At 70.0% G+C, this 15,251-nt stretch carries 11 protein-coding genes; 7 read left to right on the forward strand and 4 right to left on the reverse strand.

The genetic code is table 11. The annotated features are described in order from the left end of the window. Nucleotides 1–293: 293 nt before the first annotated feature. Entirely contained in the window at nt 294–2,924 is a 2,631-nt protein-coding gene (pepN, locus tag ITI46_RS08245) for an aminopeptidase N (protein ID WP_209238770.1), read from the reverse strand. A gap of 292 nt (nt 2,925–3,216) precedes the next feature. Between pepN and ITI46_RS08250 the strand changes: the two genes are divergently transcribed. Further along, entirely contained in the window at nt 3,217–3,846 is a 630-nt protein-coding gene (locus tag ITI46_RS08250; protein WP_209238771.1) for a mycothiol-dependent nitroreductase Rv2466c family protein, read from the forward strand. 126 nt (nt 3,847–3,972) lie between these two features. On the opposite strand, the gene ITI46_RS08255 is transcribed toward ITI46_RS08250, so the two are convergent. Next, a complete protein-coding gene (locus tag ITI46_RS08255) occupies nt 3,973–4,620 on the reverse strand; it encodes a superoxide dismutase (protein ID WP_209238772.1) in 648 nt (215 codons plus the stop codon). Between the two features lie 1,091 nt (nt 4,621–5,711). On the opposite strand from ITI46_RS08255, the gene ITI46_RS08260 reads away from it, so the two are divergent. Together ITI46_RS08260 and ITI46_RS08265 are read left to right on the forward strand one after the other, a co-directional pair. Continuing rightward, a complete protein-coding gene (locus tag ITI46_RS08260) occupies nt 5,712–7,796 on the forward strand; it encodes a bifunctional polysaccharide deacetylase/glycosyltransferase family 2 protein (RefSeq protein ID WP_247745653.1) in 2,085 nt (694 codons plus the stop codon). 3 nt (nt 7,797–7,799) lie between these two features. Continuing rightward, nucleotides 7,800–9,167, forward strand: a complete 1,368-nt coding sequence (locus ITI46_RS08265) for an LCP family protein (RefSeq protein ID WP_209238774.1) — start codon at nt 7,800–7,802, stop codon at nt 9,165–9,167. A gap of 107 nt (nt 9,168–9,274) precedes the next feature. Here ITI46_RS08265 and ITI46_RS08270 read toward each other — a convergent pair whose 3' ends face one another. Beyond that, nucleotides 9,275–10,732 (reverse strand): amino acid permease, encoded by a 1,458-nt coding sequence (locus ITI46_RS08270; RefSeq protein WP_209238775.1) that lies wholly within the window; start codon nt 10,730–10,732, stop codon nt 9,275–9,277. Nucleotides 10,733–11,152: 420 nt separating this feature from the next. Between ITI46_RS08270 and ITI46_RS08275 the strand changes: the two genes are divergently transcribed. Next, nucleotides 11,153–11,758 carry a biotin transporter BioY gene (locus tag ITI46_RS08275; protein ID WP_209238776.1) on the forward strand — a complete coding sequence of 202 codons (606 nt, stop codon included), beginning with the start codon at nt 11,153–11,155 and terminating at the stop codon, nt 11,756–11,758. 77 nt (nt 11,759–11,835) lie between these two features. Here the strand turns inward: ITI46_RS08275 and ITI46_RS08280 are convergent, their stop codons facing one another. Then, nucleotides 11,836–13,350, reverse strand: a complete 1,515-nt coding sequence (locus ITI46_RS08280) for an amino acid permease (RefSeq protein ID WP_209238777.1) — start codon at nt 13,348–13,350, stop codon at nt 11,836–11,838. Between the two features lie 206 nt (nt 13,351–13,556). Between ITI46_RS08280 and ITI46_RS08285 the strand changes: the two genes are divergently transcribed. The 3 genes from ITI46_RS08285 (at nt 13,557) to ITI46_RS08295 (ending at nt 15,245) form a co-directional block, all read left to right on the forward strand. Beyond that, nucleotides 13,557–14,042 (forward strand): ribose-5-phosphate isomerase, encoded by a 486-nt coding sequence (locus tag ITI46_RS08285; protein WP_209238778.1) that lies wholly within the window; start codon nt 13,557–13,559, stop codon nt 14,040–14,042. Nucleotides 14,043–14,045: 3 nt separating this feature from the next. Further along, nucleotides 14,046–14,879, forward strand: coding sequence for an Fpg/Nei family DNA glycosylase (locus ITI46_RS08290; RefSeq protein ID WP_209238779.1), 834 nt, complete (start codon nt 14,046–14,048; stop codon nt 14,877–14,879). Between the two features lie 135 nt (nt 14,880–15,014). Next, on the forward strand, nt 15,015–15,245 hold the full coding sequence (locus ITI46_RS08295; RefSeq protein ID WP_209238780.1) for a hypothetical protein: 231 nt from the start codon (nt 15,015–15,017) through the stop codon (nt 15,243–15,245). The last annotated feature ends 6 nt before the right edge of the window (nt 15,246–15,251 follow it).

Below are 15,251 nucleotides of genomic sequence, written 5' to 3' on the forward strand. Positions count from 1 at the left end.
GGGGCTGGGGGCTGGGCGCCGAGTGCGACGCCGTCTTCGACGACCTGTGGGCCTCCTACCAGGAGGTGGCCCGTGGCAGCCCGGCCTACGCCCGCTGGCTGTCGGCGCAGCAGAACCCCGGACTGCCCGTAGTGGCTTGAGGGGGCCGCGCCCCGAAGGGGCGCGGGGAACTGCTCCCCCAAGCTCTTCGAGCAGGGGGTGCCCCCACAGCCACAACGCACCCGCAGCCCGCGAACGAGGGACAGGGGCACCCCCTCACCGGCCCCCACCGGAACAAGAGCGCGCCGCAGGCGCTACGCATCCGCCCGCTGGGCCCGCAAAGCGCGCGCCAGATCATCACGAGCCTCCACGACCAGACGCCGGAGCGCCGGCGCCGCATGCGGATGCCCGGCCAGCCACGCATCGGCCGCGTCCAGCGTGGCCTGGTCCCCCTGGGAGGCGGGGAAGAGGCCCCGCACGATGGCCATGGCGATCTCGATCGACCGGGTGGCCCACACGGACTCCAGCACCTCGAAGTAGCGCGGCGCGTACGGCGCGGTCAGCTCGGTCTGTCCGGGCTGGTCGAAGCCGGAGATCGTCGCCTCCACCAGCGCGTTGGACAGCGCGTCGGACTCCACGACGGAGGCCCACGCCTGCGCCTTCACGGCGGCCGACGGCCGGGCGGCCAGGCACCGCACCTGGTGCCGCTTGCCGGAAGCCGTGTCGTCCCTGGCCAGCTCGGCGCCGAGCGCGGACTCGTCGGCGAGGCCCTGGGCGGTGAGTGGCTCCAGGAAGGCCCAGCGCAGCTCCTGGTCCACCTCCAGGCCGTCGATCCGCGCCGTGCCGTCCAACAGGCCCTGCAGCAGGCGCAGTTCCTGCTCCCCGGAGGCGACGGAGGCCAGGAATCGGGCCCAGGCCAGCTGGTGCCCGCTGCCAGGTTCGGCGCTCCGCAACTGGGTGACGGCGCCCTCCGACAGCAGCTGCCCGCCCTCGGGGCGCCATCCGCGGTCCGTGTAGCGGTCCAGGGCCAGCTTGGCCTGGCCGTGCAGCATCTGCAGGACGCCGATCTCGGTCTCCTGCCCGGCGAATCTGAGCACCAGATCGATGAAGTCCCGCGCCGGCATCAGCCCGTCGCGGGTGAGGTTCCACACCGCGGACCAGCACAGCGCGCGGGCCAGCGGGTCGGTGAGCTCGCCGAGATGGCTGCGCAGGGTCGCCAGGGACACCTCGTCGAAGCGGACCTTGCAGTAGGTCAGGTCCGCGTCGTTGACCAGCACCAGGTCGGGCCGCTCGGCGCCGGCCAGCTCGGCGACCAGGGTGCGCGGGCCCGCGACGTCGACCTCCGCCTGTGCGTACCGCTGTACGGTGCCGTCGGCCGGGTCGCGGCGGTAGAGGCCGACGGCGACGCGGTGCGGGCGCAGCGTGGGATGGGTTTCGGAGGCGGCTTCCTGCAGGACGGCGAGCTCGGTGACGCGGCCCTCCGCGTCGTAGGTGAGCTGCGGGGTGAGGGTGTTGACCCCGGCGGTCTGGAGCCATGCCTTGGCCCATTCGGCCATGTCGCGCCCCGAGGTCTCCTCCAGGGCGCCGAGCAGATGTTCCAGCCGGGTGTTGCCCCACTGGTGGCGCTTGAAATAGCGCCGGGCGCCCTCCAGGAAGGCGTCCTGCCCCGCGTAGGCCACGAGCTGTTTGAGGACGGAGGCGCCCTTTGCGTAGGTGATGCCGTCGAAGTTGAGCTTGGCGTCCTCCAGGTCCCGGATGTCGGCGGTGACCGGGTGGGTGGAGGGCAGCTGGTCGGCGCGGTAGGCCCAGGACTTGCGGCGGTTGGCGAAGGTGATCCAGCCGTCACGGAAGCGGGTGGCCTCCACCAGTGCGAAGGCGCCCATGAAGTCCGCGAACGACTCCTTGAGCCACAGGTCGTCCCACCACTCCATGGTGACCAGATCGCCGAACCACATATGGGCCATCTCGTGCAGGAGGACGTTGGCCCGGCCCTCGTACGAGGCGTCGGTGACCTTGCCGCGGAAGACGAACTCCTCGCGGAAGGTCACACAGCCGGGGTTCTCCATGGCGCCGATGTTGTACTCCGGCACGAACGCCTGGTCGTACTTGCCGAACGGGTACGGATAGTCGAAGTGGTCGTGGAAGAAGTCCAGGCCCTGCTTGGTGACGGTGAAGATGTCGTCCGCGTCGAAGTGGCGCGCCAGCCCCTTGCGGCAGAGCGCGCCCAGCGGGATCTCCAGCTCGCTGCCCCCATTCTCGGCTTCGCTCGAACGGGAGGTACCCCCACCGAAGGTGCGGCGGTAGGTATCGGAGACGTAGTGGTACGGGCCCGCGACGACCGCGGTGATGTAGGTGGAGATCGGCTTGGTGCGGGCGAAGCGCCACAGCGCGGCCGACCCGTCGTCGACCGGGCGCGGCTCGCCCTCCTGGGCGCCGTTGCTCAGCACCGTCCAGCGCGCGGGAGCGGTGACGGTGAAGTCGAAGGGGGCCTTCAGATCGGGCTGTTCGAAGTTGGCGAAGACGCGGCGCGCGTCGGCCGGTTCGTACTGGGTGTAGAGGTAGACCTCGCCGTCCTCCGGGTCGAGGAAGTGGTGCAGGCCCTCGCCGGTGCGGCTGAAGGCGCACTGCGCGTCGATGGTCACCTCGTTCGTGGCCCGCAGCCCGGGCAGGGTGATCCGGGCGCCGTCGAAGATCTCCTCCACGTTCAGCGACTCGCCGTTGAGGGTGACGGAGTGGACGTGCGGGGCCACGAGGTCGACGAAGGTGGTGGCGCCCTCCTCCGCGCTGGCGAACGTGATCGTCGTCGTGGAGCGGAAAGTGCGCGGTCCGGTGGCGGGGGGCGGCTCGATCGCCGAGCGCAGATCCAGCGCCACGTCGTACCCGCTCACGGTCAGCAGCGCTGCCCGCTGCCGGGCCTCGGTGCGGGTCAGGTTCTCTCCGGGCACGCGGCGCTCCCTCTCCTCATCGGCTGCGGCATCGGCTGCGGGCCCCAGGCCGGCGCAGCGGACCGCATGGTCGACAGCCCGCTCAGGATCGCATGCGGGTCCGACACCGGACACCCGGGAATGTGAGCGACCGCCCGGAACGTTGTCGGCGTTCGAGACCACGTTTGAAACCGCGATCGCAGCACACTGCCGATCATCGTCACACTGCCGATCGCCGCCACACTGCCGGCCACTGTCACATTGCCGGTCACCGTGACAACTGTTGATCAGCTCACACTGTCGAGGAGAACGCATGTCGGAGAAGACGCCCGTCGATTTCTGGTTCGACCCGCTGTGCCCCTGGGCGTGGATGACCTCGCGCTGGATGCTGGAGGTCGAGAAGGTCCGGCCGGTCGAGGTCCGCTGGCACGTGATGAGCCTGGCCGTCCTCAACGAGAAGCGGCTGGACGAGATGCCGGAGAACTACCGCGAGATGATGGCCCGCGCCTGGGGGCCGGTACGGGTCTGCATCGCGGCCGAGCAGGAGCACGGCAACGAGGTGCTGGGGCCGCTCTACACCGCGCTGGGCAACCACGCCCACCCGGGCGGGCGGGCGCTGGACCGGGAGGTGATCCTGGAGTCGCTGGAGGAGGCCGGGCTGCCCGCCTCGCTGGCGGACGCCGCAGAGTCGGACAGCTATGACGGTGCGCTGCGCATCTCGCACGAGGAGGGCATCGGGCTGGTCGGCCAGGAGGTCGGCACGCCCGTCATCGCCGTACCGGGTGCGGACGGCCGCCGGATCGCCTTCTTCGGCCCGGTGGTCACCCCGGCTCCCAAGGGCGAGGCCGCTGCCAAGCTGTGGGACGGCACCCTGATGGTGGCCTCCACCCCCGGCTTCTTCGAGATCAAGCGCACCCGCGACGTCGGCCCGATCTTCGACTGAGCCGGCTCGCCCCGCAGTGCGAGGGCCCCTGCGTGTCCCGTCCACGCAGGGGCCCTCGCCGTTTTCCGCCCCCGGAACGGTGAGAAGACGATCACGAGGGAGGAAGCACTTGGCGGCGCCGTACGGTCACGGCTTCAGCAGCAGATTGGTGGCGCGCTCCTTCGCGGCGGTGTAGCGGGCGGCGACGTCCTGCCAGTTGACGACGCGCCACATGGCCTCGACGAAGTCGACCTTCTGGTTGCGGTACTGGAGATAGAACGCGTGCTCCCAGGCGTCGAAGACGAGCAGCGGCACCGAACCCTGGCCGACGTTGCCCTGGTGGTCGTAGACCTGCTCGACGATGAGCCGGCCGGTGACCGGCTCGTACGCCAGCACGCCCCAGCCCGAGCCCTGCGTGGTGGCGGCTGCCTTGGTCAGCTGGGCCTTGAACTTGGCGAAGCTGCCGAACGACTCCGCGATGGCGTCCGCCAGTTCGCCCGTGCCGTCCTTCCCCAGCGGTTCGCCGCCGCCGTCGCCCGTCATGTTCTGCCAGTAGATGGTGTGCAGGATGTGCCCGGACAGATGGAAGGCCAGGTTCTTCTCCAGCCCGTTGATGGCGCCCCACTGGTCTTTGTCGCGGGCTTCCGCCAGCTGTTCGAGGGTGTCGTTGGCCCCCTTCACGTACCCGGCGTGGTGCTTGTCGTGGTGCAGCTCGATGATCTCGCCGCTGATGACCGGCTCCAGCGCGGAGTAGTCGTACGGCAGCTCCGGCAAGGTGTAGGCCGGTGTCGGCATGCTCTCCCGCCCCTCTCGCTATTGCACATTACTTGCAACAAGAACGTAGCAGCAAGAGGCCGCCCCCGGCTCCGGGAGGCGGGGGTGGAGGTGAAGGGGCGGAGCCGGTCCAGGCCAAGGCCCGGCTCCGGGTCCGGCCCGGTCCGGTTCGGTTCGGCGGAATTTTCGTCAACCGGCGACGAGAGGCGGCCAGTTCATTCCCGTGCGTTCATGTGCTCTGCTGAGAGGACGCTTTCGGGGCCGCCGAATGAGGTCGCGGAATGCTCGGGGTAAATGCCAGGTAATGGCTGAACGGCAAGCCGGAAGAGCCTCGCCGGATTCGTTGAAGAGTGAATCTCGGCGAAGCGGGCACAACAGAGTGAGGATTACGTCACTCGCTACTCTCAAGTACGGGCGTAATCCAGGAAGATCGCAGACGTCATCGCAGACATCGCTATCCGCGTGAGCGGCACGGTGAGTGCCGTCACAGATTTCCGTGCGGCGAGCGGGCATCGTGGTGGCGATAACCCGGCGCGCAGCCGAGAAGTCCGGCCGCGAGGTCGGCCGCAAGGGGCGGATGTCGCCCCGCCGACCGGCCTGACCTGCTGAAAGGTGTGGCTTTCCGCCCTATGGGGACGGATCGGGTATACGCGCCGATGTGCGCCGGAAATCGAGCCGGTTATCCCGTTTCAACCTCATCTCCCAACCCGTCGGTGACGGGCAGACAACGCTTGGTCCTGGCCCTTCGCTACGGCGTCGGAACGAAGTTCCAGGAGGGGTGGTGACAAGTGGACGGAGCGGCACAGGTCATGCGGTGCTGTGGCCGCACAGCGCTGCTCCTGTCTGTCTCAGCGTCAGGAGGAGGATTTGTGTTACAGCAGCCACAGAACCCTCGCGCGGTGAGCGGCCTATGGTCATACCCTGCCCCAGGAATGGCTACACTCGCCGACCATGTGTAAGGCCAGCCGGAATAGAAGCCGACAGAAAATTCACAACCGCCTGCCCCGGCCGGACGGTTTTGGCCGGTGTGTGAAGGCCGGTGACCGCGGGCGAAGATGTGCGAGGCCGGACGTGCCGGATGCCATCCCGGCTCCGCGAGGATGAGCCGCTCGATGAAGGGCCGGCACGCGCGCTCCCGCGACCCGCGCGCGCACTGGCTGCTGCTGCTCATCGTCCTGCCCGCCATGTTCGGCGCGCTGCTCTTCGAAGGCTGGACCAATCACGAGGTCGACGCCGCCAAGACGCGGCGCGACTGCACAAGGCCCGTGCCCGAGGCCGTGGACAAGGGCGGCCCTGTGCTGCGGATCAACGGAGGGGAGGTGAAGTCCTCCGCGATGCCGGCCCGTACCGTCGCGCTCACCTTCGACGGGGGCCCCGACCCCGTGTGGACGCCGCGACTGCTCGCCCTGCTGCGCAAGCACCGGGCGCACGCCACCTTCTTCCTGAGCGGCGCGAAGGCCGCCCAGCATCCGGATCTGGTGCGGAAGATCCGCGCAGCGGGCCATGAGATCGGCTCGAACACGTACACAGGTGCCGACCTGGGCGCCTCCTCGTCGGTACGCGCCAAGCTGGAGCTGGGCCTCACCCAGAAGGCGCTGGCGCACTCCGCCGGTACGCACACCAAGCTGCTGCGGATGCCGCAGACCACCACGGTGGACACGCTGTGCGGCGCCGAGTGGCAGGCGGCGAAGCGGGCAGCGGGCGACGGCTATCTGCTGGTCGCCGCCGACCACTCGTCCCGTAAGCCGTCGCAGGGGCTGATCCGGCAGTACAGCCAGACCGACCTCGCCTACCACGAGGCGAAGAAGCTGCTCGGCAACCGGCACGTCGACAGGTTCACCACCGTGTCGGACGGCCTGCGGCTGCCGCCTGCGGAGTCGGCCTCCCCGCTCGAACGCTGGGAGGGCACGGCGCTGATCTGGATCAAGAAGCTCGGGCACGCCTTCGTGAGCGGTATGGCCTGGGTGCTCGGGATCGCGGGTGCGCTGGGGCTGCTGCGGCTGCTGCTGCTCGTCCTCTTCGCCCGCACCCACGTCCGGCGGCTGACGAACTTCCGCCCCGGCTCACCCTGGCTGCGGGAGGTGCACGAACCGGTGACGGTGCTCATACCCGCCTACAACGAAGAGGCGGGGATCGAGTCCACCGTGCATTCGCTGCTCGCCTCCACGCACCCGCATCTGCAGATCATCGTGATCGACGACGGGTCGACCGACCGGACGGCGGACCTCGCCACCTGGATCGACGACCCGCGCGTGATGGTGCTGCGGCAGCCCAACGCGGGCAAGGCCGCGGCGCTCAACACCGGCCTGGCGCACGCGAGATACGACATCGTGGTCATGGTGGACGCCGACACCGTTTTCGAGCCGGATGCCATATACCGCCTCATTCAGCCCCTCGCCCACCCGGCCGTCGGCGCGGTCAGCGGGAACACCAAGGTCGGCAACCGGCGCAGGCTGCTGGGCAGGTGGCAGCACCTGGAGTACGTCTTCGGCTTCAACCTCGACCGCCGGATGTTCGAGGTCCTGGAGTGCATGCCGACGGTCCCCGGCGCCATCGGGGCCTTCCGGCGGGACGCGCTGATGGGCGTCGGCGGTGTGAGCGAGGACACCCTCGCCGAGGATACCGACCTCACCATGGCGCTGTGGCGGGCCGGCTGGCGGGTGGTCTACGAGGAGTCCGCCATCGCCTGGACCGAGGTGCCCAGCTCGCTGGGCCAGCTGTGGCGCCAGCGCTACCGGTGGTGTTTCGGCACGCTCCAGGCCATGTGGAAGCACCGCCGCGCCGCGGTCGAACTCGGCCCGGCCGGACGCTTCGGCCGCCGCGCCCTGAGCTACCTCACGCTCTTCCAGGTCGTACTGCCGCTGATCGCGCCGATCGTCGACCTGTTCGCGCTCTACGGGGTGCTCTTCCTCGACCCCGTGCGCTCGACCGGAGTGTGGCTCGGCTTCCTCGTCGTCCAGCTGCTGGCGGCCGGATACGCGCTCCGGCTGGACGGCGAGCGGATGCGGACGCTGTGGGCGATGCCGTTCCAGCTACTGGTCTACCGGCAGCTGATGTATCTGGTGGTCATCCAGTCCGTGGTCGCCATCCTGCTCGGCAGCCGGCTCACGTGGGGCCGTATGCGCCGCTCCGGCACCGCTGCCCAGCATCTCGGGCAGCGCCTGCCCCAACCCGAACGGGAACTGACAGCGAGGTGATCCATGAGTGAACCGCTGGGTGGGTGGCCCCATGACAACCACCACGACGGCGAAGCGGGTGCGCCGCGCATCATCCCGGCGGAGGCGTGGCCCAGCTACGCCGCGCACTTGCAAGAGCCGCGTCTGGTGCAGCCCGCGGACGCATTCCCCTACGACCCGGGTGCTTACGGCCCGGGTGATGACGACTACCCGGGTGCTTACGGCCAAGGTGACGCGGGACGTCCGCTGATCCCGCGGCAGCGAGGCGGCTACCAGCAGCACGGCCCCGGCACCCCGGCGAACGGCCCCCGCGCGAACGGCACCCCCGGAAACGGCACGCCGCGGGCCGGGGGCCCCGGGAACCTCTCCAGAAACAGATCCCCGCGAGCTGCCAGAGCCCGCCGCCGGCGGCCCCGCAGGATCATGCGGCTGCTCCTGCTGATGGTCTGCGTGCTGCTCCTCGGATCCGGCGGCACCTACGTGTGGGCCGACTCCGGGCTCAACCGCAAGGTCGACCTCGACAAGGTGAAGGACCGCCCCCCGCGGGGCAAGGGCACCAACTATCTGATCGTGGGCTCGGACAGCCGTGAGGGCCTGTCGGAGGGGGACAAGAAGAACCTGCACACCGGCTCCGCCGCCGGCGGCCGCACCGACTCGATGATCCTGCTGCACACCGGCGCGCACGGCACCACGATGATGAGCCTGCCGCGCGACTCGTGGGTGACGATCCCGTCCTTCATCCGCCCGGAGACGGGCAAGCGCCACCGCGCTGCGGGCAACAAGCTGAACGCCGCCTACTCGCTGGGCGGCCCCGACCTGCTCGTACGGACCATCGAGCACAACACGGGGCTGCACATCGACCACTACGCGGAGATCGGCTTCGCCGGCTTCGTGGGGGTCGTGGACGCGGTCGGCGGCGTCAAGATGTGTGTGGACAGGCACATCAGGGACGAGAAATCGGGCCTGGACCTGACGAAGGGCTGCCACGTCCTCGACGGCTCCAAGGCGCTCGCGTTCGTCCGCCAGCGCCACCAGGAGGCCGAGGGTGACCTGGGCCGCAACAAGAACCAGCAGAAGTTCCTGTCGGCCCTCGCCCACAAGGCCGCCCAACCAGGCGTCGCACTCAACCCGTTCACGGCGTACCCGGCCATGAACGCGGGGCTTGAGACGCTCATCGTGGACAAGAAGACGGGCCTGCGGGACCTCACGACGCTGTTCCAGGCGATGAGCGGCGTCTCGTCCGGCAAGGGCAAGCAGGTGAAGATCCCCATCTCCAGCCTCGGCTTCAAGACGTCCAAGGGCAGCGCGGTGAAGTGGAACGAGCAGCAGGCCAAGAAGCTCTTCGCCGAGTTGCGGGACGACCGGCCGGTGAGCTTCAAGGGAACGGGCTGACTCCCGACTCCCTGTCCCGCCTTCGGGGGCGCATCCCGCCTCCGGAGACGTATCCGGCCTCCAAGGGCACGCCCTTGGAGGCCGGAGAGTCTTGAACCCTGAGCGGGTCAGGCTTCTTCAGCGGCAACCGGCGTACGCGGCTTGCCGCGCTGCCGCAGATAGCCGACGGCGGCCAGCACCACCGTCAGACCCGCGGTGAAGCCCAGCTGTGTGCGGGTGTCGCCCTCGCGCAGCATCAGCAGCAGTACGGCCGCGATACCCGCCAGCGCCACGAGGGTCAGCCCCGGGAAGAGCCACATCCGCACCACCAGCTTCTCGGGCGCCTCGCGCTCCAGCCGGCTGCGGGTGATCAGCTGCGAGACGGCGATGAAGCCCCACACGACCAGCGTGGCGGCGCCGACCATGTTCAGCAGCCACTGGAAGACCGTCTTCTCCCAGAAGAGGTTGAGCAGCACCGCCACGAAGCCGAAGAACGACGAGGCGATCACGGCGTAGCGCGGCACACCCTGTGCGCTCACCCGGTTCAGGAACGCCGGGCCCTCGCCCCGCTCCACCAGTGAGTAGGACATCCGCGAGGCCCCGTAGATGTTGGCGTTCATCGCGGACAGCAGCGCGATCAGCACCACCACATTCATCACCTGCGCGGCGGCCGGGATACCGAGGTAGTCCAGCACGGCGGCGTACGGTCCGTCCTGCACCGTCTTGTCGTGCCACGGGATCAGCGTGACGATCACCAGCATCGAGCCGACGTAGAACAGCGCGATCCGCCACACCGCCGTACGGACTGCCTTGGCGACGCCGGAGACCGGCTTCTCCGACTCGGCTGCCGCGATCGTCACCGTCTCCAGGCCGCCGAACGCGAACACCGAGATGAGCAGCCCCGCGATGAGTCCGTCGGCGCCGGTGGGGAAGAAGCCGCCGTCGCCCGTCAGATGGCTCCCACCCGGCGAGTCGGTGCCCGGCAGCAGACCGGCTATCGCCAGTACGCCGAGCACCAGGAAGGCGCTGATGGCCAGCACCTTGATGGCGGCGAACCAGAACTCGTACTCGCCGAAGTTGCGCACCTGCGCCAGGTTGGTGGCGCAGAAGACGAGCATGAACAGCGCGACCCACATCCACTGTTCGGTCTCGGGCAGCCACTTCGTCATGATCTTCGCGGCGGCCGTCGCCTCGGTGGCGATGGCCACACACAGCAGCGTCCAGTAGATCCACCCGGCGGTGAAGCCCGCCCAGGGGCCCAGGGCCCGTTCGGCGTGTACGGAGAAGGAGCCGGAGGCCGGGCGGGCGGCGGACATCTCGCCCAGCATCCGCATCACCAGCATCACCAGCGCGCCGGAGGCGGCGTAGGCGAGGACGATGGCGGGCCCTGCGGCGGCGATACCCGCGCCGGAACCGACGAAGAGGCCGGCGCCGATCACGCCGCCGAGGGCGATCATGGACAGGTGGCGCTGCTTGAGGCCGTGCGCGAGGGAGCGGCGGGAGGGGTCGGTCCCGTCCGGAGGTCCGGTGGCCGGGGTGGGCTCGCCGGAGGAGTCTGGCGCGTCGGAGGTCTCGGTGCGCGTCATCAGTGGCCGTTCCTGGGTGTAGTGAGGTGGGAAGACTGCTGCGGGTGCTGCTATCGGTGCTGTTGTCGGTACTGCTGGGGTGCTACGGGGCACTGTCGGGTTGTTACGGGTTGCTACTGGCGGCTACGGGTTGCTACTGGGGGCTCAGTCTTCGTGAGGCTGCCCCGGCGCAGCAATAATCGTGCAGGGCTTTCCGTATTGCGGACAGCCCCTTTTCGGCGGCGGAACCGCGGGGGAGCGGGATGAGCCGAGGTGAAGCGGGGTGAGCGGGTCCGGCGCGCGCCCGTACTGTCGCCAAGCTCACGCCCCGCTCACGCTCGGCGCTCGAGTGGTTTCGGCTAGCGTCGACGGGCACGAGGCCGTCGTCCTGCGCGCCCGTGCCTGCTTCGACCAGCTCGCACACTTCACGGGAGATGCCTGATGAGTGCCCTCACTTCCGCAGCCACACCGCGTCCGGGAGCCGTGCTCGCGGATCTGCTGCCCGCCTCCAGCGCTGCTCGCGCCCGCATCCGGGATGTCGCACTTGTGGTCGGCGGTGCCGCGCTGACCGGGATGGCGGCCCAGCTCTCGGTGCCGATCCCGGGCTCCCCGGTGCCGGTCACCGGCCAGACCTTCGCCGCGCTGCTGGTCGGCGCGGGACTGGGCGCCGGGCGCGGCTTCCTCGCCCTGGCGCTGTACGCCGTGGCGGGGATGGCCGGGATGCCGTGGTTCGCCGAAGCGTCCGCCGGGGTCGGGATGCCCTCGCTCGGCTATGTGTTCGGCATGATGCTGGCCGCCGCCGCCGTGGGCGCGCTGGCCCGCCGCGGCGGTGACCGCGGCGCGCTGCGTACGGCGGGCACGATGGCGGTCGGCATGGCGGTGACCTACGCGATCGGCGTCCCCTATCTGGCGCTCGCCACCGGTATGCCGGCCGGTGAGGCGGTCGCCGCCGGGCTGGTGCCGTTCCTGGTCGGCGACGCCGTCAAGGCCGCGCTGGCGATGGGCGCGCTGCCCGCCGCCTGGAAGCTCGCGGGCCGCAAGGGCTGACGGGCCGGTCCTGCCGGTCCCGTCCACCCGTCCGCAGCGCGGGCCCGGCGTCGCACGGCGCCGGGCCCGCGCCCGGTTCAGCGCCGCGAGGACTCCGGCTCGCCCGCGGTCTTCTCCAGCGGGTCCGGCTCGCCCGCCGGCCCCGGCACGGCCGCCGAGGCGGCCTGCTGCCCGCTCGGCCCCTGCTGGACGCGGTCCTTGACCAGCGAGGCCACCAGCACCACGGCGCCGACGGCCAGCGAGAGGATCATCTGGGTGCGCCCGTCGGGGTCGGTGAACATGTAGCCGATCACAAAGACGATCAGGGCGATGGTGGCCCAGGTCAGATACGGATACAGCCACATCCGCACCGTCAGCCGCTCCGGGAACTCCCGCTCGATCCGGCGCCGCATCCGCAGCTGCGAGGCGCAGATGACCAGCCAGACGAACAGCGCGACGGCACCGGAGGAGTTCAGCAGGAACTCGAACACGGTGTCCTTGGCGATGTAGTTGAAGAACACCGCGACGAACCCGAAGGCCACCGACGCCAGAATCGCGGCAACCGGCACCCCGCGCGCGTTGGTGCGGCCGAAGGAGGCCGGCGCGTCCTTGCGCTCACCGAGCGAGTAGGCCATCCGCGAGGCGGTGTAGAGGCCGGAGTTCAGACAGGAGAGCACGGCGGTCAGTACGACGATGTCCATGACGGTGCCCGCGTACGGAATGTCCAGCATGTTCAGCACCGCGACGTACGGGCCGTCGGTGGCGATCGCCTTGGAGTCCCACGGCAGCAGCGAGACGATCACGAAGATCGAGCCCAGGTAGAACAGGCCGATCCGCCAGATCACGCTGTTGACGGCCTTGCGGACCGCGGTGACCGGGTTCGGCGACTCGGCGGCGGCCAGCGTGACGATCTCGCTGCCCATGAACGAGAAGACCACCAGCAGCATGCCGGAGAGGATCGCTCCCGGACCGTTGGGCAGGAACCCGCCGTGACCGGTCAGATTCGCCGCGCCGGCGAAGTGGTCGGCGGGCGGCAGGCCGGCGAAGGCGATCAGGCCGACGACGATGAACGCGATGATCGCGACGACCTTGATCCCCGCGAACCAGAACTCGAACTCGCCGTAGGACCCTACCGAGATCAAGTTGGTGCCGGTCAGCACCAGCATCACCAGCAGGGCCCAGGCCCACTGCGGCACCGAGGGCACCCAGCCTTCCAGGATCTCCGCCGCCGCGGTCGCCTCGACGGCGAGTACGACGGACCAGAAGAACCAGTACAGCCAGCCGATCGTGAACCCGGCCCAGCGGCCCAGCGCGCGGTCGGCGTAGGTGGAGAACGACCCGGAGGCCGGGTCGGCGGCGGCCATCTCGCCGAGCATCCGCATCACCAGGACGACGAGCAGCCCGGCGAGCGCGTAGGACAGCAGAATGCCGGGGCCTGCGTCCGCGATGCCGGCTTTCGAACCGACGAACAGACCGGCGCCGATGACGCCGCCGATGGCGATCATGGACAGATGGCGGTTCTTGAGACCCGCCTGGAGGCCGTCGCCCCCGTTCTGGTCGGACGGCGGCTTCTGCGGCTCCCCCGACGTCTGCGGGGTGTGCTGAGAACTCATGCTGCAGCCGGCTCCTATGCGTCGTTCTTGAATCGAGCGATCACATGTAACGGCCCTCACCGCCCCCTATGGAAGAGGTGAATCCCGATTGTTGCCTACGGAACATCGGGGAAACAGTGCCGTAAGACTGAGAAGCACGTCCTGCGCCGTCTCCTGACCGCGCCCTGCGCGGCCGGCCGGCCGACGGGGATGGCACACTCTGCGTCATGCGCGTGTACCTCGGCTCCGACCATGCCGGCTTCGAACTGAAGAACCACCTCGTCGAGTGGCTCAAGGCGGCGGGCCACGAGCCCGTCGACTGCGGCCCCCACATCTACGACGCCGAAGACGACTACCCGCCCTTCTGCCTCCGCGCAGCCGAGCGCACCGTCGCGGACAGCGGCTCCCTCGGCATCGTCATCGGCGGCTCCGGCAACGGCGAGCAGATGGCCGCCAACAAGGTCCCCGGCGCCCGCTGCGCGCTGGCCTGGAGCACCGAGACCGCGGCACTGGCCCGCGAGCACAACGACGCCAACCTGGTCAGCGTGGGCGCGCGGATGCACACCACCGAGGAGGCCGTCTCCTTCGTGGAGACCTTCCTGAACACCCCGTTCTCCGAGGGCGAGCGCCACCAGCGGCGTATCGGCATGCTCGCCGACTACCAGCGCACCGGTGACCTGCCGCCCGTCCCCGCCCACCACCCGCAGCCCTGAGCCGTGCCCGAGGGCCACACCATCCACCGGCTCGCGCGCGATGTCGCGGACCGGTTCGCCGGTCACCCGCTGGACGCGTCCAGCCCGCAGGGCAAGTTCGCGGACGGCGCCGCGCTGCTGGACGGCGCGGCGCTGACCGCCACCGAGGCGCACGGCAAACACCTGTTCCTGGGCTTCGGCCCGCTCGGCTGGGTGCACATACACCTCGGCCTGTACGGCACCCTCCGCTTCGGCGAGGGCCCGCCGCCCGCGCCCGTGGGGCAGGTCAGGCTGCGCCTCGCCACCCGCCCCGGCGCACCCCCCGAGGGTCCGCTGCACTACGCGGAGCTGCGCGGGCCCACCCGGTGCGAGCTGCTGACCGCGCCGGAGAAGCAGGCGGTCAGCGACCGGCTCGGCCCCGATCCGCTGCGCCCCGCCTCGGAGCCCGAGGCCGCCTGGGCGCGGATCTCCCGCAGCCGCACCAGCATCGCCGCGCTGCTCATGGACCAGAAGATCGTCGCCGGGGTCGGCAATGTCTACCGCGCCGAGGTGCTGTTCCGGCACGGCATCGACCCGTACCGTGCCGGACGCGATCTCACGCGTGCCGAATGGGAAGCCATCTGGTCGGATCTGGTCGCCCTGATGACTGACGGCGTGCGGAAGAACCGCATCGACACCGTGCGGGACGAGCACACCCCCGAGGCCATGGGACGGCCGCCGCGCGTGGACGACCACGGCGGCGAGGTCTACGTCTACCGCCGGGCGGCCCAGCCGTGCTTGGTGTGCGGCACCCCTGTGGCCACCGCCGAACTCGCGGCCCGCAATCTGTTCTGGTGCCCCACGTGCCAGCGCCGGTGAGGGCCCGGCTCACCGTTGTCCGGTGAGGGGGTGCTGCTTTCTGTTGTCTGCGGTCTGCCGGTGTGCTGGGGGCTTGTCACGCCGTTTCCGCGCGCCCCTTCGGGGCGCGCCCACCGTCCGAAGGAGTGAGACAGCATGATGCCGCCCTGGTGTGCCGTCTGCGGTGCCCGTCCGGGGTCCGATGCCGAGTACCGGCAGTTCCGGCTGGTGTACTTCCGCGAGACGGGACCGCCGCAGACCGATATCGACGAGGACGGCTGGGCCGGCCATCCGGACAACGCCGTGTGGTTCTGCGCACCGCATCTGCCGTCGGCCGAAGCCCTGCGGCACCTGCCGGCCGGGGAGGCGCTGGCGCGGCTGCGCTGACCGGGC

It is taken from the genome of Streptomyces oryzae (assembly GCF_017676365.1).
GTDB classification, from domain to species: Bacteria; Actinomycetota; Actinomycetes; order Streptomycetales; family Streptomycetaceae; genus Streptomyces; species Streptomyces oryzae.

Bases quoted from the DNA above. Each gene is read 5' to 3' on its own strand.
- ITI46_RS08270 (WP_209238775.1), bottom strand. From the start codon at position 10,732: ATGACGCGCACCGAGACCTCCGACGCGCCAGACTCCTCCGGCGAGCCC.
- ITI46_RS08275 (WP_209238776.1), top strand. From the start codon at position 11,153: ATGAGTGCCCTCACTTCCGCAGCCACACCGCGTCCGGGAGCCGTGCTC.
- ITI46_RS08260 (WP_247745653.1), top strand. From the start codon at position 5,712: ATGAAGGGCCGGCACGCGCGCTCCCGCGACCCGCGCGCGCACTGGCTG.
- ITI46_RS08255 (WP_209238772.1), bottom strand. From the start codon at position 4,620: ATGCCGACACCGGCCTACACCTTGCCGGAGCTGCCGTACGACTACTCC.
- ITI46_RS08250 (WP_209238771.1), top strand. From the start codon at position 3,217: ATGTCGGAGAAGACGCCCGTCGATTTCTGGTTCGACCCGCTGTGCCCC.
- ITI46_RS08280 (WP_209238777.1), bottom strand. From the start codon at position 13,350: ATGAGTTCTCAGCACACCCCGCAGACGTCGGGGGAGCCGCAGAAGCCG.
- ITI46_RS08285 (WP_209238778.1), top strand. From the start codon at position 13,557: ATGCGCGTGTACCTCGGCTCCGACCATGCCGGCTTCGAACTGAAGAAC.
- ITI46_RS08265 (WP_209238774.1), top strand. From the start codon at position 7,800: ATGAGTGAACCGCTGGGTGGGTGGCCCCATGACAACCACCACGACGGC.
- ITI46_RS08295 (WP_209238780.1), top strand. From the start codon at position 15,015: ATGATGCCGCCCTGGTGTGCCGTCTGCGGTGCCCGTCCGGGGTCCGAT.